We start from the raw sequence: 13,900 nt of genomic DNA, 5'->3' as shown, positions 1-13,900 counted from the left end.
TTTCCCGAAGGCGATGGAGCCGTGGACGGATCGATCGGCATACAAACGGAATCTTTCGCTCGCATGGACAGCCCCACCCCTGATCTTCGCGATTTGCTTGGCAAGCGGGTGCGCATCCTGCACACCAAGCGGCGCCTCAGCATCCAGAAACGCATCGTCGTCTTCGAGCAGCAGACCTATGTGCTGCATTTCTTCGTGCTGAAATCGACCAAGGACCGTTTCGAGGACGCCGTCGGGCGGCTGGAAGCGGCCGGCATTTCCGCCCAGCATGTCTGCGCCGGCACCGCCTCGTGGGGTGACGCCATCAAGGCCGGCGGCCACTGGCTGGCGCTCTCCTACCTCCCCGGCAAGCCGCTGACCCAGAAGGCGCATCCGGCAGCGCTCGCGGCGCTTGGCCGCACGCTCGCCAAGCTCAACACGATCGAAGGGGCCGCCACGGGTGCGCTCTTCGAACGCCGTCGGCCGGTCCTGCCGCATGAGGGTTACCTCGCCCAGTCCGGCGCCCTTCACAGCCCGGAGGAGCGGCGCTGGATCGAAGAGAGCCTCGCGCGCATGCGGCGCCTGCCAGCCACCCAGCTTACCCATGGCGACCTCTACGGCAGCAATATCATCGAGCAGGACGAACATGCGATCGGCCTGATCGACTATGAGCTGATGACCTATGACGTGTCCGGCATCGAGCTTGCCGCAACGATGATGCGCCCGTTCTGTCGGCAGACCACGCAGCGGCGCAGCCTGCTCGACGGCTATCTCGGCACCTGCGCTGCCGACCTACGCGCAACCTGGCTGGCGCATGCGCCGGACCTCGTCTTCACCGCCGCCACCCGCTTGCTCGCCGCACGGCGGCAGCGTATCCGTCACCTGAAGATCCGCGACCGGCTTCTCTCCATCGCTGAAGCGCTCCCGCTGGCATCGCTGCGCAAGCGGCTGAAAGACCGGCGCGAGGCCATTGCCAGGAACATCGTGTCCGCCGAGGCGAACGAGGCCTATTACCAGCACATCGCCAAGACCATGGTCGGCCTTTGCCTCGCCGATCCGGCGATCAATCCTGTCGAACTCCTCGGGCAATGCGACAAGGCGTTCCGCAAGACGGCCTGACAGGAATCGGGTGTCACAAGCGCGGCCAATGATGAAGGATTGCGGCACCTTGCAACCGGAGCCGCCAAAGATGTCCCTTCGTTTCCTGCCCATGCCGACCGAAACCGCGACCGCTTACTGGAGCGGCGGCAAGGATGCCTATGGCATGGTGCCGGAGCGGCATGTCTCCGACGGCGACGGCGTGCCCTGTCGCCACTGCCTGCGGCTCGTCGGTGCCGGCGAGACCTATCTCGTCCTGGCGCACCGCCCCTTCCCGGCCGTCCAGCCCTATGCGGAAACCGGCCCGATCTTCCTGCATGCCGAGCCCTGCACCGCCCATGTTCCGTCTGAAGACCTGCCGCCGATGCTGATTAGCCGCAACTATATCGTTCGCGGCTATTCGGCGAGAGACCGCATCCTCTACGGCACCGGCGCCGTGGTGCCGACCGGCGATATTCCCGACTATGCCGCCACGTTGCTGGCGCGCGAGGATGTCGCCTACCTCCACATCCGCTCGGCGCGCAACAATTGCTATCAGTGCCGCATCGAGCGCGCATGAAAAAGGCCCGGATCGCTCCGGGCCTTCTTTCATTGCATGCATGTCGGATCAGGCGACGTTCAGCACCGCTTCCGGGGCATAGGCCTCGTAGCCGAGCGCCTCGGCAACCGGGCGGTTGGTCACACGGCCCCTGTGCACGTTGAGGCCGGCGCGCAGATGCCGATCCTCGGCAATCGCCTTCAGGCCCTTGTCGGCGAGTTGCAGGCCGTAATGCAGCGTCGCATTGTTCAGCGCATGGGCGGAGGTGACGGGCACCGCGCCCGGCATGTTGGCGACGCAATAGTGCACCACGCCGTCGACCTCGTAGGTCGGGTCGGAATGGGTGGTGGCGTGTGAGGTCTCGAAGCAGCCGCCCTGGTCGATGGCGACGTCGACGATGACCGCGCCCCTCTTCATGCCCGACAGCATTTCGCGGGTGACGAGTTTCGGCGCCGCGGCACCGGGGATGAGCACGGCGCCGATGACGAGATCGGCGGAGAAGACTTCCTCTTCCAGCGCATCGATCGTCGAATAGCGCGTGTGGATACGGCCGCCGAAAATGTCGTCTAGCTGGCGCAGGCGCGGGATCGAGCGGTCGACGATCGAGACGTCGGCACCGAGGCCGGCCGCCATCTTCGCCGCATGCAGGCCGACGACGCCGCCGCCGATGATCGCGACCTTGGCCGGCAGCACGCCCGGCACGCCGCCGAGCAGGATGCCGCGGCCGCCATTGGCCTTCTGCAGCGCGGTGGCGCCTGCCTGGATGGAGAGACGGCCGGCAACCTCGGACATGGGTGCGAGCAGCGGCAGGCCGCCGCGCTCGTCCGTCACCGTCTCATAGGCGATGGCGGTGACGCCGGAGGCGAGCAGGCCCTTGGTCTGTTCCGGATCGGGCGCGAGATGCAGGTAGGTGTAGAGAATCTGTCCGTCGCGCAGCTGCGCCCATTCGGAGGGTTGCGGCTCCTTGACCTTCACCACCATGTCGGACTTCTGGAAGATATCCGCGGCGGTGGCCACGATCTTCGCGCCGGCGGCGCGGTAGGTGTCGTCGTCTGCGCCGATGCCGGCGCCGGCCTTGGTCTCGACGAGAACCTCGTGGCCATGGGCCACATATTCGCGCACGGCACCGGGCGTCAGGCCCACCCGATATTCGTGATTCTTGATTTCCTTCGGACAACCGATACGCATGCGCGTTCCTCTCCCAGTGCTGTTCCCGTTCATTGCCGCCGCTTGTCGGCGGGGACCACTATGGAAGCAGAGGACGCGTGCAATGTCCTTGCAAAGCGGGTTTGCGAAACGCGCCATTGTCGAATATTCTACGAATATCAGCGGAAATTTCGAAGGAAATTCGAATGGCGCATCTGGATGCAATCGATACTGCGATCCTGAGGGTGATTCAACAGAACGGCCGGATCTCCAATGCGGAGCTTGCGGAGCGCGTCGGCCTGTCGCCGTCGGCCTGCTCGCGCCGGCTGGACATTCTGGAAAAATCCGGCGTCATCAACGGCTATCACGCCCGCGTCTCGCCCAAGGCGCTCGACTACAAGATGATCGCCATCGTGCACATCTCGCTTTCCGGCCAGTTCGCCAAGACGCTGAACGAGTTCGAATCCGCCGTAAAACTCTGCCCCAACGTGCTCGTCTGCTACCTGATGTCCGGCGAATACGACTATATCCTGCGCGTCGCCGCCAAGGATCTGGAGGACTACGAGCGCATCCACCGCGACTGGCTGTCGGCGCTGCCCCATGTGGTGAAGATCAATTCCAGCTTTGCGCTGCGCGAGATCATCGACCGGCCGAATGTCGGCATCTAGCTCGCAATAACCCGGTTTCGGCCGGCATTCTTTGCCGCATAGAGCCGTGCATCGGCCGCCGAAAGCAGGGCGTTCAGCGTCGTGCCGTCGTTGTAGCTGTTGGCGATGCCGATGCTGACCGTCACCGGCACGCCGTCCGGCCGGCGGATTTCCGCCTCCACGGTGCGGCGCAGGGCCTCCGCGCGTTCGGCGCCGGCCTCTGGCGAGACATCCTCGCAGATCACCACGAATTCCTCGCCGCCAAAGCGGAAGACGCGGTCGGTGCCGCGCAGTGCGCGTTGCAGGCAGGCGGCCGTCTCTTTCAGCACGCCGTCGCCGGCGAGGTGGCCGAAGCGGTCGTTGACGTCCTTGAAATGGTCGGCATCGATGATCATCAGCGCCATCGGCTTGCCGGCCGCCAGCATCGCGGAGAGCAGGCGCGGCGCCTCGAATTCCAGGCGGCTACGATCATAGACGCCGGTCAGCGCATCGCGGCCGGAACGGTCCAGCAGGTCCTCGTAACGCTCGCGAAAGGTGAGATCGGCAAAGATATCCGAGATCGGGCGCGGCGAGACGGGAATGGCCGAAATGCGCGAATAGGAGAGATAGATGGTGATCAGCACCGCATAGGCGCAGGCCGCCATCATCTTTGCGATCCATCCGCCCCAGAAGACTTCGACCGGGGCGCCGTTGAGGAAATGCAGGGCTGCGAAGAAGCCGATCTGATCGAAGGTCAGCACCACGACGCCGGAGACGAAGAAGCGCATGGCCGTGCTCTTCTTGAACACCCGCCCGAGCCGTTCGTAGAGCAGGATGATCGCCAGCGCATCGATATAGAGCAGCGTCGTGCCCCAGAGCATCAGCCAGCCCATCTCTTCGATGAAGGCGAGGTCCGCGATGCGGCCCGGCACCGCGCCGATCGTCTGGTGATGGCGCAGAAAGAAACCGAGGCCGACCGTCAGGAAATTGCCGGCGAGCAGGCCGTAGATCGGCGCGCGCACGACCGCGGCGTCCTCCTTCACGTAAAGAAGGAGAATCATCATCAGCTTGCCGGAAAACAGCACGGAGGAGCCCGGCGAGATGACGCCGAAGGGCAGCTCGATGTAAAAGACGGCCGCGAGATAGGTTTCGAGGAAGTGCATCACGCCGAGTGCGGCAATGAAGACGCCGATGCCGATCTGATGGCGCAGATGCAGGATGCCCACCATGAAGACGAAATAGAATCCGGCCTCGACGAGAAGCAGGATCAGATTTTCAGTACCCATGGGCGATCCGCAGTTTCTTCGCTTCGCCCCGCAGCTAAATACAGGGCAAGAGTCGCAACAAGTCTTTTCCTGCGGATACAGGCAATCGCGCCGGTTCTCCAGCGCGTTCACGTTCTTTTGTGTGACTTTTCACAGAACGAGGCGAGAAATCGCCCGGCAGCGGTCAGACCTGCCGGCTGTCCACGCCGTCGTTGAACAGCGAAGGCCCGTGCTGGTCGACGATCTGCTTTGCCTTGCGGAAGGTCGAGGCGACCGTATCGTCCCGCGAGGAGAAGAGATCGGCGCGGATGAAGCTGCGGGTGAAGACCCGGTCGCCGTCCCGCTTCTCAATCCGCCCGGCCAGGCGATACTGGCCGCCTTCCGGAATGGGAGCCGCGACGAGGGTGAGGTCGTTGTAGGCCTCGGTTTCCTCCGCGACCTTCGCGGGGGCTGCCGAGTCGCTGCCGCGACCGAAGAGTTTTGAAAAGAACGATGCCATGGCCGATTGCTAACACAGGCCGCCGCGCCCTCCAAGGGGAGAGCGCTGCCAGCCCCTGCCCCTAGATGATGAGGTTTGCGAGAATTTCGTTTTCCGTGATGTCCTGGTAACGCATGCCGGCAGCGTCGAAGGCCTTTTTCAGCGCCGCAAAATTCTCCGGCGCCTTGGTTTCGATGCCGATGAGGATGGAGCCGAAATTGCGGGCGGATTTCTTCAGGTATTCGAAGCGGGCGATGTCGTCGTCCGGGCCGAGCATGTTGAGAAAATCCTTGAGCGCACCGGGGCGCTGGGCAAGGCGCAGAATGAAGTATTTCTTCAGCCCGGCATGGCGCATGGCGCGCTCCTTGACGTCCGGCAGGCGCTCGAAATCGAAATTGCCGCCGGAGACGACGGCGACGACCGTCTTGCCCTCCAGCGCCTCGCGGCCGAGCGCATCCAGCGCCGTCAGCGACAGCGCACCCGCCGGCTCCAGCACCACGCCCTCGACATTCAGCATGTCGATCATCGTCACGCAGATCGCGTTTTCCGACAGCAGCATGACCTGATCGGCCGAAAACCGGCTGAGGGCTGCAAAATTGAGGGCGCCGATCTGCCCGACCGCGGCACCGTCGACGAAATTGTCGACCTGGTCGAGCGTCACCACCGCACCGCTTTCGAGGCTGCGCTTGAGGCTCGGCGCACCGGCCGGCTCGCAGAACAGGAAGCTCGACGGGCCGATCCTGTCGGCAAGATACCCGGTCACGCCCGAAGCGAGGCCGCCGCCGCCGACGGGCAGCACGACGAGATCCGGCAGCTTGCCATCGGGAAGCTGCGCGACGATTTCGGCGGCCACCGTCGCCTGCCCCTCGATGATATCAGCATGGTCGAAGGGCGGCACCATCAGCGCACCGGTCGCCTCCGCGTGCTCGCGGGCCGCCTTGTAGCACTGGTCGAAGAAGTCGCCGACGAGCTTGATCGTCACGAACTCGCCGCCGAAGATGCGCGTCTTGTCGATCTTCTGCTGCGGCGTCGTCACCGGCATGAAGACCACGCCCGGCACGCCGAAATGGCGGCAGACGAAGGCGAAACCCTGCGCGTGGTTGCCGGCCGAGGCGCAGACGAAGCTGCGCGCGCCGTTCTCGTCGGCGAGAACCTTGCGGAAGAAGTTGAACGCCCCCCGGATCTTGTAGGAGCGTACCGGCGAGAGGTCCTCGCGCTTGAGATAGATTTCCGCGCCGTAGCGGGCGGAGAGATGTTCGTTCAGCTGGAGCGGCGTTTCGGGAAACAACCCGCGCAAGGCCTCCATGGCCGCGTCGACGTCGGATGTCATGCTCTGGTCCATATTCGATAGGGATCTGGGTTCGATAGGATTGGGTTCAAAAAGCTGCGTGTCTCGCCTTCAGGACAAGTCTTGCCTTCAGGAAGGACAGATGCAGGGGAAGCCGATCATTCTTCAAACCTTTCCGACGCCGCGCAGCAGAACCGGTTGAAACCAAGGAGGACCGCGTCGGAAGCCATCCTTGAGTTTGGACAATGCAAAGGCTATGGCATATCGACGCGACGGATACCACCCGCCCTGGCCGCCATGGCCTCTTCCCGAGACCAGAACTTGAACGCCACCATCTTTCGATCCGCCATCAACATTGCCGCCATAAGCGGCATCTACTTGTCCGTGGCGATGCTCGTTCCGGCCTTCATCGACGTCTATTACGGCCATCCCGATTCGGAGGTTTTCTTCCTCTCCGCCTTCATGACCGGCGGCCTGTCGCTCGCGACGGCTGCTGCGACACGGGCCGGCCCGCCGCCCTTCAACAAGCGCATGGGCTTCCTCGTCGTCAACATGCTCTGGCTTTCGGGCAGCATCATCGGCGCGATCCCGCTGTGGCTCTCGTCACTGAACCTCACCTTCGCGCAGGCCTTCTTCGAATCGGTCTCGGCGATCAGCACGACCGGCTCCACCGTCATCGTCGGCCTCGACGACGCGCCGCCCGGCGTCCTGATGTGGCGCTCGCTGCTGCATTGGCTCGGTGGCGTCGGGATTCTCGCCCTCGGCCTCTTCATCATGCCCTATCTGCGCGTCGGCGGCATGTCCTTCTTCAAGCTCGAATCGTCCGACACGGCCGACAAGCCCTTCGCCCGCATCGCGAGCTATACCCGCGCCTTCCTCGCCATCTACGTGGCGATCACCCTCATTTGCGCCATAACCTATGCCGCGCTCGGCATGAGCCGCTTCGATGCACTGAACCACGCCATGTCGACCGTCGCGACCGGCGGGCTTTCGACGCACGACGCCTCCTTCGGCTATTTCAAGAGCCTGCCGCTGCTCTGGGCCGCCACCTTCTTCATGACGCTCTCCAGCCTGCCGTTTTCGGTGCTCATCCTGTTCGTGGTGCGCGGGCGCATCGATGCCTGGCGCGACCCGCAGATCCGCGTCTTCCTCGCCTATCTCGCGCTCTTCGCGATCGCGGCCAGCATCTTCCAGCGGATCGAGAACGGTGTCCCCTTCCATGAGGCGCTGGCGCATTCCTTCTTTACCGTCTCCTCGATTCTCTCCACCACAGGCTTTGCCAGCGACGACTTCACGCAATGGGGTCACTTCATCGTCGCACTGGCCTTCGTCGCGACCTTCATGGGCGGCTGTTCCGGTTCGACGTCGGGTGGGCTCAAGGCCTACCGCCTGATCATTCTCTTCAATTTCATCCGCACTGGCCTCTACCGTCTCATCTATCCCGACGGAATCCATGCCGTGCGCTACGGCAGCATGACCGTCGACATCGATCTGCAGCGCGGCGTCTTCCTTTTCTTCATCACGTATGTGGCCATTTCCGCTATCGGCGCCATTGTGCTCGGCCTGATGGGCTATGACGTTCTGACGGCGGTATCGGCCGCCGCGACGTCGCTGTCCAACGTCGGCCCGGGCGTTACCCAAGCGATCGGTCCGGCCGGCAGTTTTGCCGGCTTTCACGATGCCGCTCTCTACCTGCTCTCCTTCCTGATGTTGCTCGGCCGTCTCGAAATCCTGACTGTGCTCGTCATCCTGACACCACTGTTCTGGAAGAGCTGACCGCGTACCGCCTTTGGCGTTCTTGACTGTTGTCACGCTTCTCCGCATCCTGCCGCCATCCGGCTGGAGGAAGACTGAATGTTTGCGTCGAAGTCCCTGTTGCGTTTGACCTTTATCGCCGCGCTCGCGCCGGCCTTCGCCTTTGCCGGGCCGCTTGCGGATGCGGCGAAGAAGGCGGAGGAACAGGCGGCCGCCGGCGACACGGTGGGCGCGCACAACACGATCCGCGATGCCTTCGGCACCTTCGCCGCCACCCTGCCCTTCACGATCGGCAAGGCCGTCTTCGTTTCGGCCCCGCCGGAAGGCTATGGCATGTATGCGGTCCGCCCCGCCTCCGACTTCAAGGTCGGAGAGGCGCTGATCTCCTATGTCGAGCCCGTCGGCCTCACCTGGCGGCCGGGCGACGGCGGCCTGCTCGAATCGCATTTCACCGTGGACCTCGAACTTCTCGACCCCAAGGGCACGGTGCTTGCCGAGCAGAAGGCCTTCGGCTCCTTCGACTTCAAGGGCAGCGTGCGCAACCAGGAAGTCTTCGCCAAGCTGACCCTCAATCTCAGCGGCCCGCCGGCTGGCGACTACGTGTTGCGCTACCGCTTCCGCGATGCGGCCAGCGGCGCCGTGGCGATCAGCGAACAGCCGTTCAAGATCGTGCCGTAACGAGGTTTTCCACAGGCAGGCAGAGAATTGTGACAAGCCGGAATCCAAGCTTTCCAGCGGCTTGACGGTCAATTATGACAGCGGCATGACAACCCCAGCCAGGTAAGGGGCATCCATGCTTTCGCTGTTTCGCAAACTCATGCCGCGCGAAGACCGCTTCTTCGATTATTTCGAGCAGCATTCCCGCACCGTCGTCGGCGCCGCCGAAGCCCTCCGTTCGGTTCTCGCGGGCGGGCCGGATCTGGAAAAACATTGCGACCGCATCGTCGAACTGGAAAACCAGGCCGACGATATTACCCGCGAAGTGCTGCTCGCCGTGCGCCGCAGCTTCATCACCCCCTTCGACCGCGGCGACATCAAGGACCTGATCCAGTCGATGGACGACGCCATCGACATGATGCACAAGACGGTAAAAACCATCCGCCTCTACGAGCAGACGCAGTTCGAGCCCGGCATGCAGGAGATGGGCGAGACCGTCGTCAAGGCCGCACATCTCATCGCCGAGGCCATTCCGCTGCTCGACAAGGTCGGCGTACACGCCACGCGCCTCAGCGCGATCGCCGAAGAGGTCACCCGCGTCGAGGGCCGCTCGGACGAGCTGCACGACCAAGGCCTGAAGAACCTCTTCAAGCAATACGGCAAGACCGACCCGATGGCCTATATCATCGGCAGCGAGATCTATGGCGAACTGGAAAAGGTGGTCGACCGCTTCGAGGACGTGGCGAACGAGATCAGCGGTATCGTGATCGAGAACGTCTGATGGAGGCCACCCTCGCCCTACCCCTGCTGGTCGCGCTCGTCGGCATCGCGCTGCTCTTCGACTTTCTGAACGGCCTGCACGATGCGGCGAATTCCATCGCCACCATCGTCTCGACGCGCGTGCTGCGCCCGCAATATGCCGTGATGTGGGCGGCCTTCTTCAACTTCATCGCCTTCCTGTTCTTCGGCCTGCACGTCGCCGAAACGCTCGGCAAGGGCATTATCGATCCGGGCATCGTCAGCCCCCTCGTCATCTTCGCGGCCCTGATGGGCGCGATCATCTGGAATGTCGTCACCTGGATCTTCGGCATCCCGTCGAGTTCCTCGCATGCGCTGATCGGCGGGCTGGTCGGCGCCGGCCTTGCCAAGACCGGCTTCGACGCCGTCGTCTGGAGCGGCCTCATCAAGACGGCGAGCGCCATTTTCCTGTCGCCGGCGATCGGCTTCTTCCTGGCGCTCGTCCTCGTGCTCATCGTCTCCTGGCTCTTCGTGCGCCAGACGCCGTTTGCCGTCGATCGCACATTCCGCGTCATGCAGTTCATCTCGGCCTCGCTCTATTCGCTCGGCCATGGCGGCAACGACGCGCAGAAGACCATGGGCATCATCGCCGTGCTGCTCTTCTCGCAGGGCTATCTCGGCAGCGAGTTCCACGTCCCCTTCTGGGTCGTCATCAGCTGCCAGGCGGCCATGGCGCTCGGCACCCTGATGGGCGGCTGGCGCATCGTGCACACCATGGGCTCGAAGATCACGCGCCTCAACCCGATGCAGGGCTTCTGCGCCGAAACCGGCGGCGCGATCACCCTCTTTGCCGCCACCTGGCTCGGCATCCCGGTCTCGACGACCCATACGATCACCGGCGCCATCATCGGCGTCGGCGCCGCGCGCCGCGTCTCGGCGGTGCGCTGGGGTCTCGCCGGCAACATCGTCATCGCCTGGATCGTCACGCTGCCCTCGGCGGCCGCGATTTCGGCGCTGTTCTACCTGACGTTCAGTGCTATCGGAGGCTAGGCGTTTCGCTGCGGCGATAAGAGACCAGCGATTGACGTTCCGGTACGGTCCATTAAATGAGACTGATGGAACCCGCGCGGTTTTTTTCAGAACTGGCATTGGAAAGCTATGAACGACAAGGTTTTTGACACCCTGACCGGCATGTACTTCACGGTCGATGACCCCGATGGCAGCTATGGCACCGGTCAGGTCATCCGTCTTGCCGCCGAGGGGGTCTATTTCGTACGCTTCGACGGCAACGAAGTGACGTTGCCCCTGGAACTCGCCTCCATCGGCGAGATGCTGGAGACCACCGACGAAGAGTTCAAGCTCTGGCGGTTCTTCGACACGATCGAAGAGCGGGACGCCTGGATCGAATGGCTCGATGCCCCCTCCAAGCCGCGCGTCATCTCGCTGGTAAAGCCCACCAAGTAGGCTCCAGCGGCGGAAGCGTTTCCGCTTCCGCCGTTCACCCCGTTTCAATTGCTTAGAACAGGTCCGGCACGTGCTTGATCGCGTGGACCGGCTGGACGAAATCCTGCGTCGCCAGGAAATCGAAGCTGTCGGAATGCGTGGCGTTCGACGCATCGTCAAAGGCGGCGGCACGCGCGGCAAGACCGGCATCGTCGTGGCTGGCATCGGGGGCCGCGAGCTTCTTGAACACGAAGCTGTCGCCGTCCGCCGGCTCGCCCGCCTTGTTCAGGCTGGTGAACTTGAGCTGCAGCTTGTTGAAGAGTTCGGCCGTCTTGCCGGATTCGAAGAAATACTTGTCGGACTTGCCGTAATAATCGCCGAAGGCCTTGAGATTGAACTTGGCCGTGCCGATCACGTCGCCGCTGCCATCGACGGCCTTGAACGTCACCACGTCGCCGGCGATCTTGGTCGAGGTGATGGTCATCTTCTCCGTGCCGAGGGCATAGACCATCTTGAACTTGCTGAAATCGCCGTCCTTCTCGAGGTTCAGGCTGTAGTTGAACTTCGTCTTGAAGCTGTCGGTATATGTGGCATTGATGGCGATGCCGTTCTTCGTCTGCGCGGTGGAATAGGCAAGGGTGCTGTTATAGCCCTCCGCCTTGATTTTCAGCGTCAGGCTCGTCGTGGTCTTGCCCACCTTCATCAGAATGTCGGTGGTGCTGTCGCCGAAGCTGCTGTCGACCTCAACGGTCGCCTTCAGCGTGGTCGAGGTCTGGCTGTACTTCGTCACCTTGACCGTAAAATCACCGACGCCGATGGACCCATAGGTCTTCTGGAAATAGGCCTTGGTCAAATATTTTGGAAATTTCATTCACGCCCCCAATGGTATCCCACGTTGAAACATCGGGCGCTAAAAAAGCGAAAGCATTTTTAGCTGGCAAGGGCGCTTCTCTACTTTGCTCGCGTTCCGGCCACCAAGAAAAGCAAGTGTTGCGCGGCCGGCACATTTTCGAATGCCAGCAATGGTGGCAGGATCACAAAGCGCAGAACTCCACCCGTAAAAGTCCAACCGCCCGCCACTGCATCTGCGTCGGCAGGCGAATCAGGTGGCGATGAGATTGTATACTTGCATCGGGGAAAGTCTGGTGCGGGCGGCGGGGCTCGAACCCGCACAGCCAAGGCCGAGAGATTTTAAGTCTCTTGCGTCTACCAGTTTCGCCACGCCCGCATAGCCTGCTTTTCGAAGAGTCAGCACGCTTCGTCAATAGGGCGTTTTGCAAAGGCTTGTATCGGTCGCAAAAAGGGCGCGGCCCTTGTGCAGGACCGCACCCCCGTTTTTCGGTGACGCTTCAGGAAAACGTCAGGCCGAAAGCTTGCCCGCGATCTTGGCGACGTGGGCGCCCTGGTAGCGGGCGGCTTCGATTTCGACTTCGGAGGGCTGGCGCGAGCCGTCGCCGCCGGTGATCGTGGAGGCGCCGTAGGGCGAGCCGCCCTTGACTTCTTCCACGCCCATCTGGCCCTGGAAGGCATAGGGCAGGCCGACGACGACGAGGCCGTGGTGGAGAAGCGTCGGGATGAAGCCGAGGATGGTCGATTCCTGGCCGCCGTGCTGGGTGGCCGTCGAGGTGAAGACCGAGCCGACCTTGCCGACCAGCTTGCCGGCCATCCACAGGCCGCCCGTCTGGTCCCAGAAATTGCGCATCTGCGAGGCGACCGTGCCGTAGCGCGTGCCGGCGCCGACGATGATCGCGTCGTAGTCGCCGAGTTCGGCAACCGTGGCGATTTCGGCCTTCTGGTCCGTCTTGTAGTGCGAGGCCTTGGCGACCTCGTCCGACACCAGTTCGGGAACGCGCTTGACGGTCACCTCGGCACCGGCCGATTTTGCGCCTTCGGCCACGGCATAGGCCATGGTCTCGATATGGCCGTAGGCCGAGTAGTAAAGAACCAGTACTTTCGCCATCGTGGTCTCCTCAGGTCGAAGTTGCTTTCCGCTTGATCGCGGCGTCAGCTTGGATGTAGCACTTTGAGGGATCGGCGACAGAAGCCGCACGGTCGACAGACTGTTCACCCGCCATTGACAATGTCGCCCGGCACGGTCGCCATTGCTAGACGAAATCCAGAGAGCGCCCATGAGTTCCAGCCCCATCGCCACCGCCGCCATGCTCGCCATCGGCGACGAGCTTCTCTCCGGGCGCACCAAGGACAAGAATATCGGCCAGCTCGCCGACGTGCTGTTCCTCGTCGGCATCGACCTGAAGGAAGTGCGCATCGTCGGCGACGACGAGGAGGCGATCGTCGAGGCGCTGAATGCGCTGCGCGCCCGCTACACCTATGTCTTCACATCCGGCGGCATCGGCCCGACCCATGACGACATCACGGCGGACGCCATCTCCAAGGCTTTCGGCGTGCCCTGCCTGCACGATCCGCTTGCCATGCAGCTGCTCGGCGCCATGTACGAGCGGCGCGGCGTGGAGTTCAACGAGGCCCGTAAGCGCATGGCCCGCATGCCCGAGGGCGCCGTGCACATCGAAAATCCGGTTTCCACCGCGCCGGGCTTCAACATCGGCAATGTCTATGTGATGGCCGGCGTGCCGCAGGTCTTTACCGCCATGCTGAGCGCCGTGGTGCCGACGCTTGAAGGCGGCGTGCCGATGCTGTCGCGCTCCGTCGCCTCGCCCTTCGGCGAAGGCGACATCGGCAGCGCGCTCGCTGCGATCCAGAAGAACCACCCGGAAACCAGCATCGGCTCCTATCCGCGCTTTTCCGAAAACCGCTTCTCGACGGAGATCGTCATCCGCAGCCGCGAAGAAGCACCGGCGGAAGCCGCCGAACGTGATATACTCCAGATGATCGCCGAAATCGCCGTGGCCAAGGCCGCCTCTTGATCCG

Annotated in this window: 15 protein-coding genes and 1 tRNA gene; 9 read left to right on the top strand and 7 right to left on the bottom strand. The window is 63.1% G+C overall.

What is annotated here, in order from left to right:
- Positions 1-63 precede the first annotated feature (63 nt).
- Together J2Y63_RS06650 and J2Y63_RS06645 are read left to right on the top strand one after the other, a co-directional pair.
- The gene (locus J2Y63_RS06650; RefSeq protein ID WP_435265400.1) at positions 64-1,098 is read left to right on the top strand and encodes a phosphotransferase enzyme family protein; all 1,035 of its coding nucleotides are present in this window, start codon (positions 64-66) and stop codon (positions 1,096-1,098) included.
- 70 nt (positions 1,099-1,168) lie between these two features.
- Positions 1,169-1,636: a DUF1203 domain-containing protein gene (locus J2Y63_RS06645; protein ID WP_435265399.1), complete on the top strand. Its 468-nt coding sequence runs from the start codon at positions 1,169-1,171 to the stop codon at positions 1,634-1,636.
- Between the two features lie 48 nt (positions 1,637-1,684).
- On the opposite strand, the gene ald is transcribed toward J2Y63_RS06645, so the two are convergent.
- Positions 1,685-2,803 (bottom strand): alanine dehydrogenase, encoded by a 1,119-nt coding sequence (ald, locus tag J2Y63_RS06640; RefSeq protein ID WP_435265398.1) that lies wholly within the window; start codon positions 2,801-2,803, stop codon positions 1,685-1,687.
- Between the two features lie 164 nt (positions 2,804-2,967).
- Between ald and J2Y63_RS06635 the strand changes: the two genes are divergently transcribed.
- Positions 2,968-3,429, top strand: coding sequence for an Lrp/AsnC family transcriptional regulator (locus J2Y63_RS06635; protein WP_256116110.1), 462 nt, complete (start codon positions 2,968-2,970; stop codon positions 3,427-3,429).
- Here J2Y63_RS06635 and J2Y63_RS06630 read toward each other — a convergent pair.
- From J2Y63_RS06630 to ilvA, 3 genes are all read right to left on the bottom strand, one after another.
- Positions 3,426-4,673 carry a diguanylate cyclase gene (locus J2Y63_RS06630; RefSeq protein WP_435265397.1) on the bottom strand — a complete coding sequence of 416 codons (1,248 nt, stop codon included), beginning with the start codon at positions 4,671-4,673 and terminating at the stop codon, positions 3,426-3,428. The two genes, J2Y63_RS06635 and J2Y63_RS06630, sit on opposite strands and share 4 nt — an antisense overlap.
- Before the next feature lie 163 nt (positions 4,674-4,836).
- Complete coding sequence (locus tag J2Y63_RS06625) at positions 4,837-5,151, bottom strand: HlyU family transcriptional regulator (protein WP_435265396.1); 315 nt, start codon at positions 5,149-5,151, stop codon at positions 4,837-4,839.
- A 61-nt stretch (positions 5,152-5,212) separates the two neighbouring features.
- Positions 5,213-6,460 (bottom strand): threonine ammonia-lyase, encoded by a 1,248-nt coding sequence (ilvA, locus tag J2Y63_RS06620; protein WP_256116114.1) that lies wholly within the window; start codon positions 6,458-6,460, stop codon positions 5,213-5,215.
- A 279-nt stretch (positions 6,461-6,739) separates the two neighbouring features.
- On the opposite strand from ilvA, the gene J2Y63_RS06615 reads away from it, so the two are divergent.
- The 5 genes from J2Y63_RS06615 (at position 6,740) to J2Y63_RS06595 (ending at position 11,032) form a co-directional block, all read left to right on the top strand.
- On the top strand, positions 6,740-8,194 hold the full coding sequence (locus J2Y63_RS06615) for a TrkH family potassium uptake protein (protein ID WP_256116116.1): 1,455 nt from the start codon (positions 6,740-6,742) through the stop codon (positions 8,192-8,194).
- Between the two features lie 78 nt (positions 8,195-8,272).
- Positions 8,273-8,851, top strand: a complete 579-nt coding sequence (locus J2Y63_RS06610; RefSeq protein WP_319319162.1) for a hypothetical protein — start codon at positions 8,273-8,275, stop codon at positions 8,849-8,851.
- 115 nt (positions 8,852-8,966) lie between these two features.
- The gene (locus tag J2Y63_RS06605; protein WP_256116118.1) at positions 8,967-9,611 is read left to right on the top strand and encodes a DUF47 domain-containing protein; all 645 of its coding nucleotides are present in this window, start codon (positions 8,967-8,969) and stop codon (positions 9,609-9,611) included.
- Positions 9,611-10,618 (top strand): inorganic phosphate transporter, encoded by a 1,008-nt coding sequence (locus J2Y63_RS06600; protein WP_256116119.1) that lies wholly within the window; start codon positions 9,611-9,613, stop codon positions 10,616-10,618. The genes J2Y63_RS06605 and J2Y63_RS06600 overlap by 1 nt, the downstream gene beginning before the upstream one ends.
- Before the next feature lie 108 nt (positions 10,619-10,726).
- Positions 10,727-11,032, top strand: a complete 306-nt coding sequence (locus tag J2Y63_RS06595; RefSeq protein WP_435265395.1) for a hypothetical protein — start codon at positions 10,727-10,729, stop codon at positions 11,030-11,032.
- A 52-nt stretch (positions 11,033-11,084) separates the two neighbouring features.
- On the opposite strand, the gene J2Y63_RS06590 is transcribed toward J2Y63_RS06595, so the two are convergent.
- From J2Y63_RS06590 to wrbA, 3 genes are all read right to left on the bottom strand, one after another.
- A complete protein-coding gene (locus J2Y63_RS06590; protein ID WP_435265394.1) occupies positions 11,085-11,882 on the bottom strand; it encodes a hypothetical protein in 798 nt (265 codons plus the stop codon).
- 272 nt (positions 11,883-12,154) lie between these two features.
- Positions 12,155-12,239, bottom strand: a tRNA-Leu gene (locus J2Y63_RS06585).
- 132 nt (positions 12,240-12,371) lie between these two features.
- Positions 12,372-12,971 (bottom strand): NAD(P)H:quinone oxidoreductase, encoded by a 600-nt coding sequence (gene wrbA, locus J2Y63_RS06580; protein WP_435265393.1) that lies wholly within the window; start codon positions 12,969-12,971, stop codon positions 12,372-12,374.
- A gap of 169 nt (positions 12,972-13,140) precedes the next feature.
- Here wrbA and J2Y63_RS06575 point away from each other — a divergent pair, with 169 nt between their 5' ends.
- Complete coding sequence (locus J2Y63_RS06575) at positions 13,141-13,896, top strand: competence/damage-inducible protein A (RefSeq protein WP_319319177.1); 756 nt, start codon at positions 13,141-13,143, stop codon at positions 13,894-13,896.
- The last annotated feature ends 4 nt before the right edge of the window (positions 13,897-13,900 follow it).

Source organism: Shinella sp. BE166 (genome assembly GCF_051201095.1).
Classification (GTDB): domain Bacteria; phylum Pseudomonadota; class Alphaproteobacteria; order Rhizobiales; family Rhizobiaceae; genus Shinella; species Shinella lacus.
The sequence above is the reverse complement of the archived record's forward strand: the minus strand, read 5'-3'. Positions and strand labels throughout refer to the sequence as shown.

Excerpts from the sequence above, each read along its gene's own strand:
- J2Y63_RS06650 (WP_435265400.1), top strand. The coding sequence starts at position 64 with ATGGACAGCCCCACCCCTGATCTTCGCGATTTGCTTGGCAAGCGGGTG.
- J2Y63_RS06645 (WP_435265399.1), top strand. The coding sequence starts at position 1,169 with ATGTCCCTTCGTTTCCTGCCCATGCCGACCGAAACCGCGACCGCTTAC.
- ald (WP_435265398.1), bottom strand. The coding sequence starts at position 2,803 with ATGCGTATCGGTTGTCCGAAGGAAATCAAGAATCACGAATATCGGGTG.
- J2Y63_RS06635 (WP_256116110.1), top strand. The coding sequence starts at position 2,968 with ATGGCGCATCTGGATGCAATCGATACTGCGATCCTGAGGGTGATTCAA.
- J2Y63_RS06630 (WP_435265397.1), bottom strand. The coding sequence starts at position 4,673 with ATGGGTACTGAAAATCTGATCCTGCTTCTCGTCGAGGCCGGATTCTAT.
- J2Y63_RS06625 (WP_435265396.1), bottom strand. The coding sequence starts at position 5,151 with ATGGCATCGTTCTTTTCAAAACTCTTCGGTCGCGGCAGCGACTCGGCA.
- ilvA (WP_256116114.1), bottom strand. The coding sequence starts at position 6,460 with ATGACATCCGACGTCGACGCGGCCATGGAGGCCTTGCGCGGGTTGTTT.
- J2Y63_RS06610 (WP_319319162.1), top strand. The coding sequence starts at position 8,273 with ATGTTTGCGTCGAAGTCCCTGTTGCGTTTGACCTTTATCGCCGCGCTC.
- J2Y63_RS06605 (WP_256116118.1), top strand. The coding sequence starts at position 8,967 with ATGCTTTCGCTGTTTCGCAAACTCATGCCGCGCGAAGACCGCTTCTTC.
- J2Y63_RS06600 (WP_256116119.1), top strand. The coding sequence starts at position 9,611 with ATGGAGGCCACCCTCGCCCTACCCCTGCTGGTCGCGCTCGTCGGCATC.
- J2Y63_RS06595 (WP_435265395.1), top strand. The coding sequence starts at position 10,727 with ATGAACGACAAGGTTTTTGACACCCTGACCGGCATGTACTTCACGGTC.
- J2Y63_RS06590 (WP_435265394.1), bottom strand. The coding sequence starts at position 11,882 with ATGAAATTTCCAAAATATTTGACCAAGGCCTATTTCCAGAAGACCTAT.
- wrbA (WP_435265393.1), bottom strand. The coding sequence starts at position 12,971 with ATGGCGAAAGTACTGGTTCTTTACTACTCGGCCTACGGCCATATCGAG.
- J2Y63_RS06575 (WP_319319177.1), top strand. The coding sequence starts at position 13,141 with ATGAGTTCCAGCCCCATCGCCACCGCCGCCATGCTCGCCATCGGCGAC.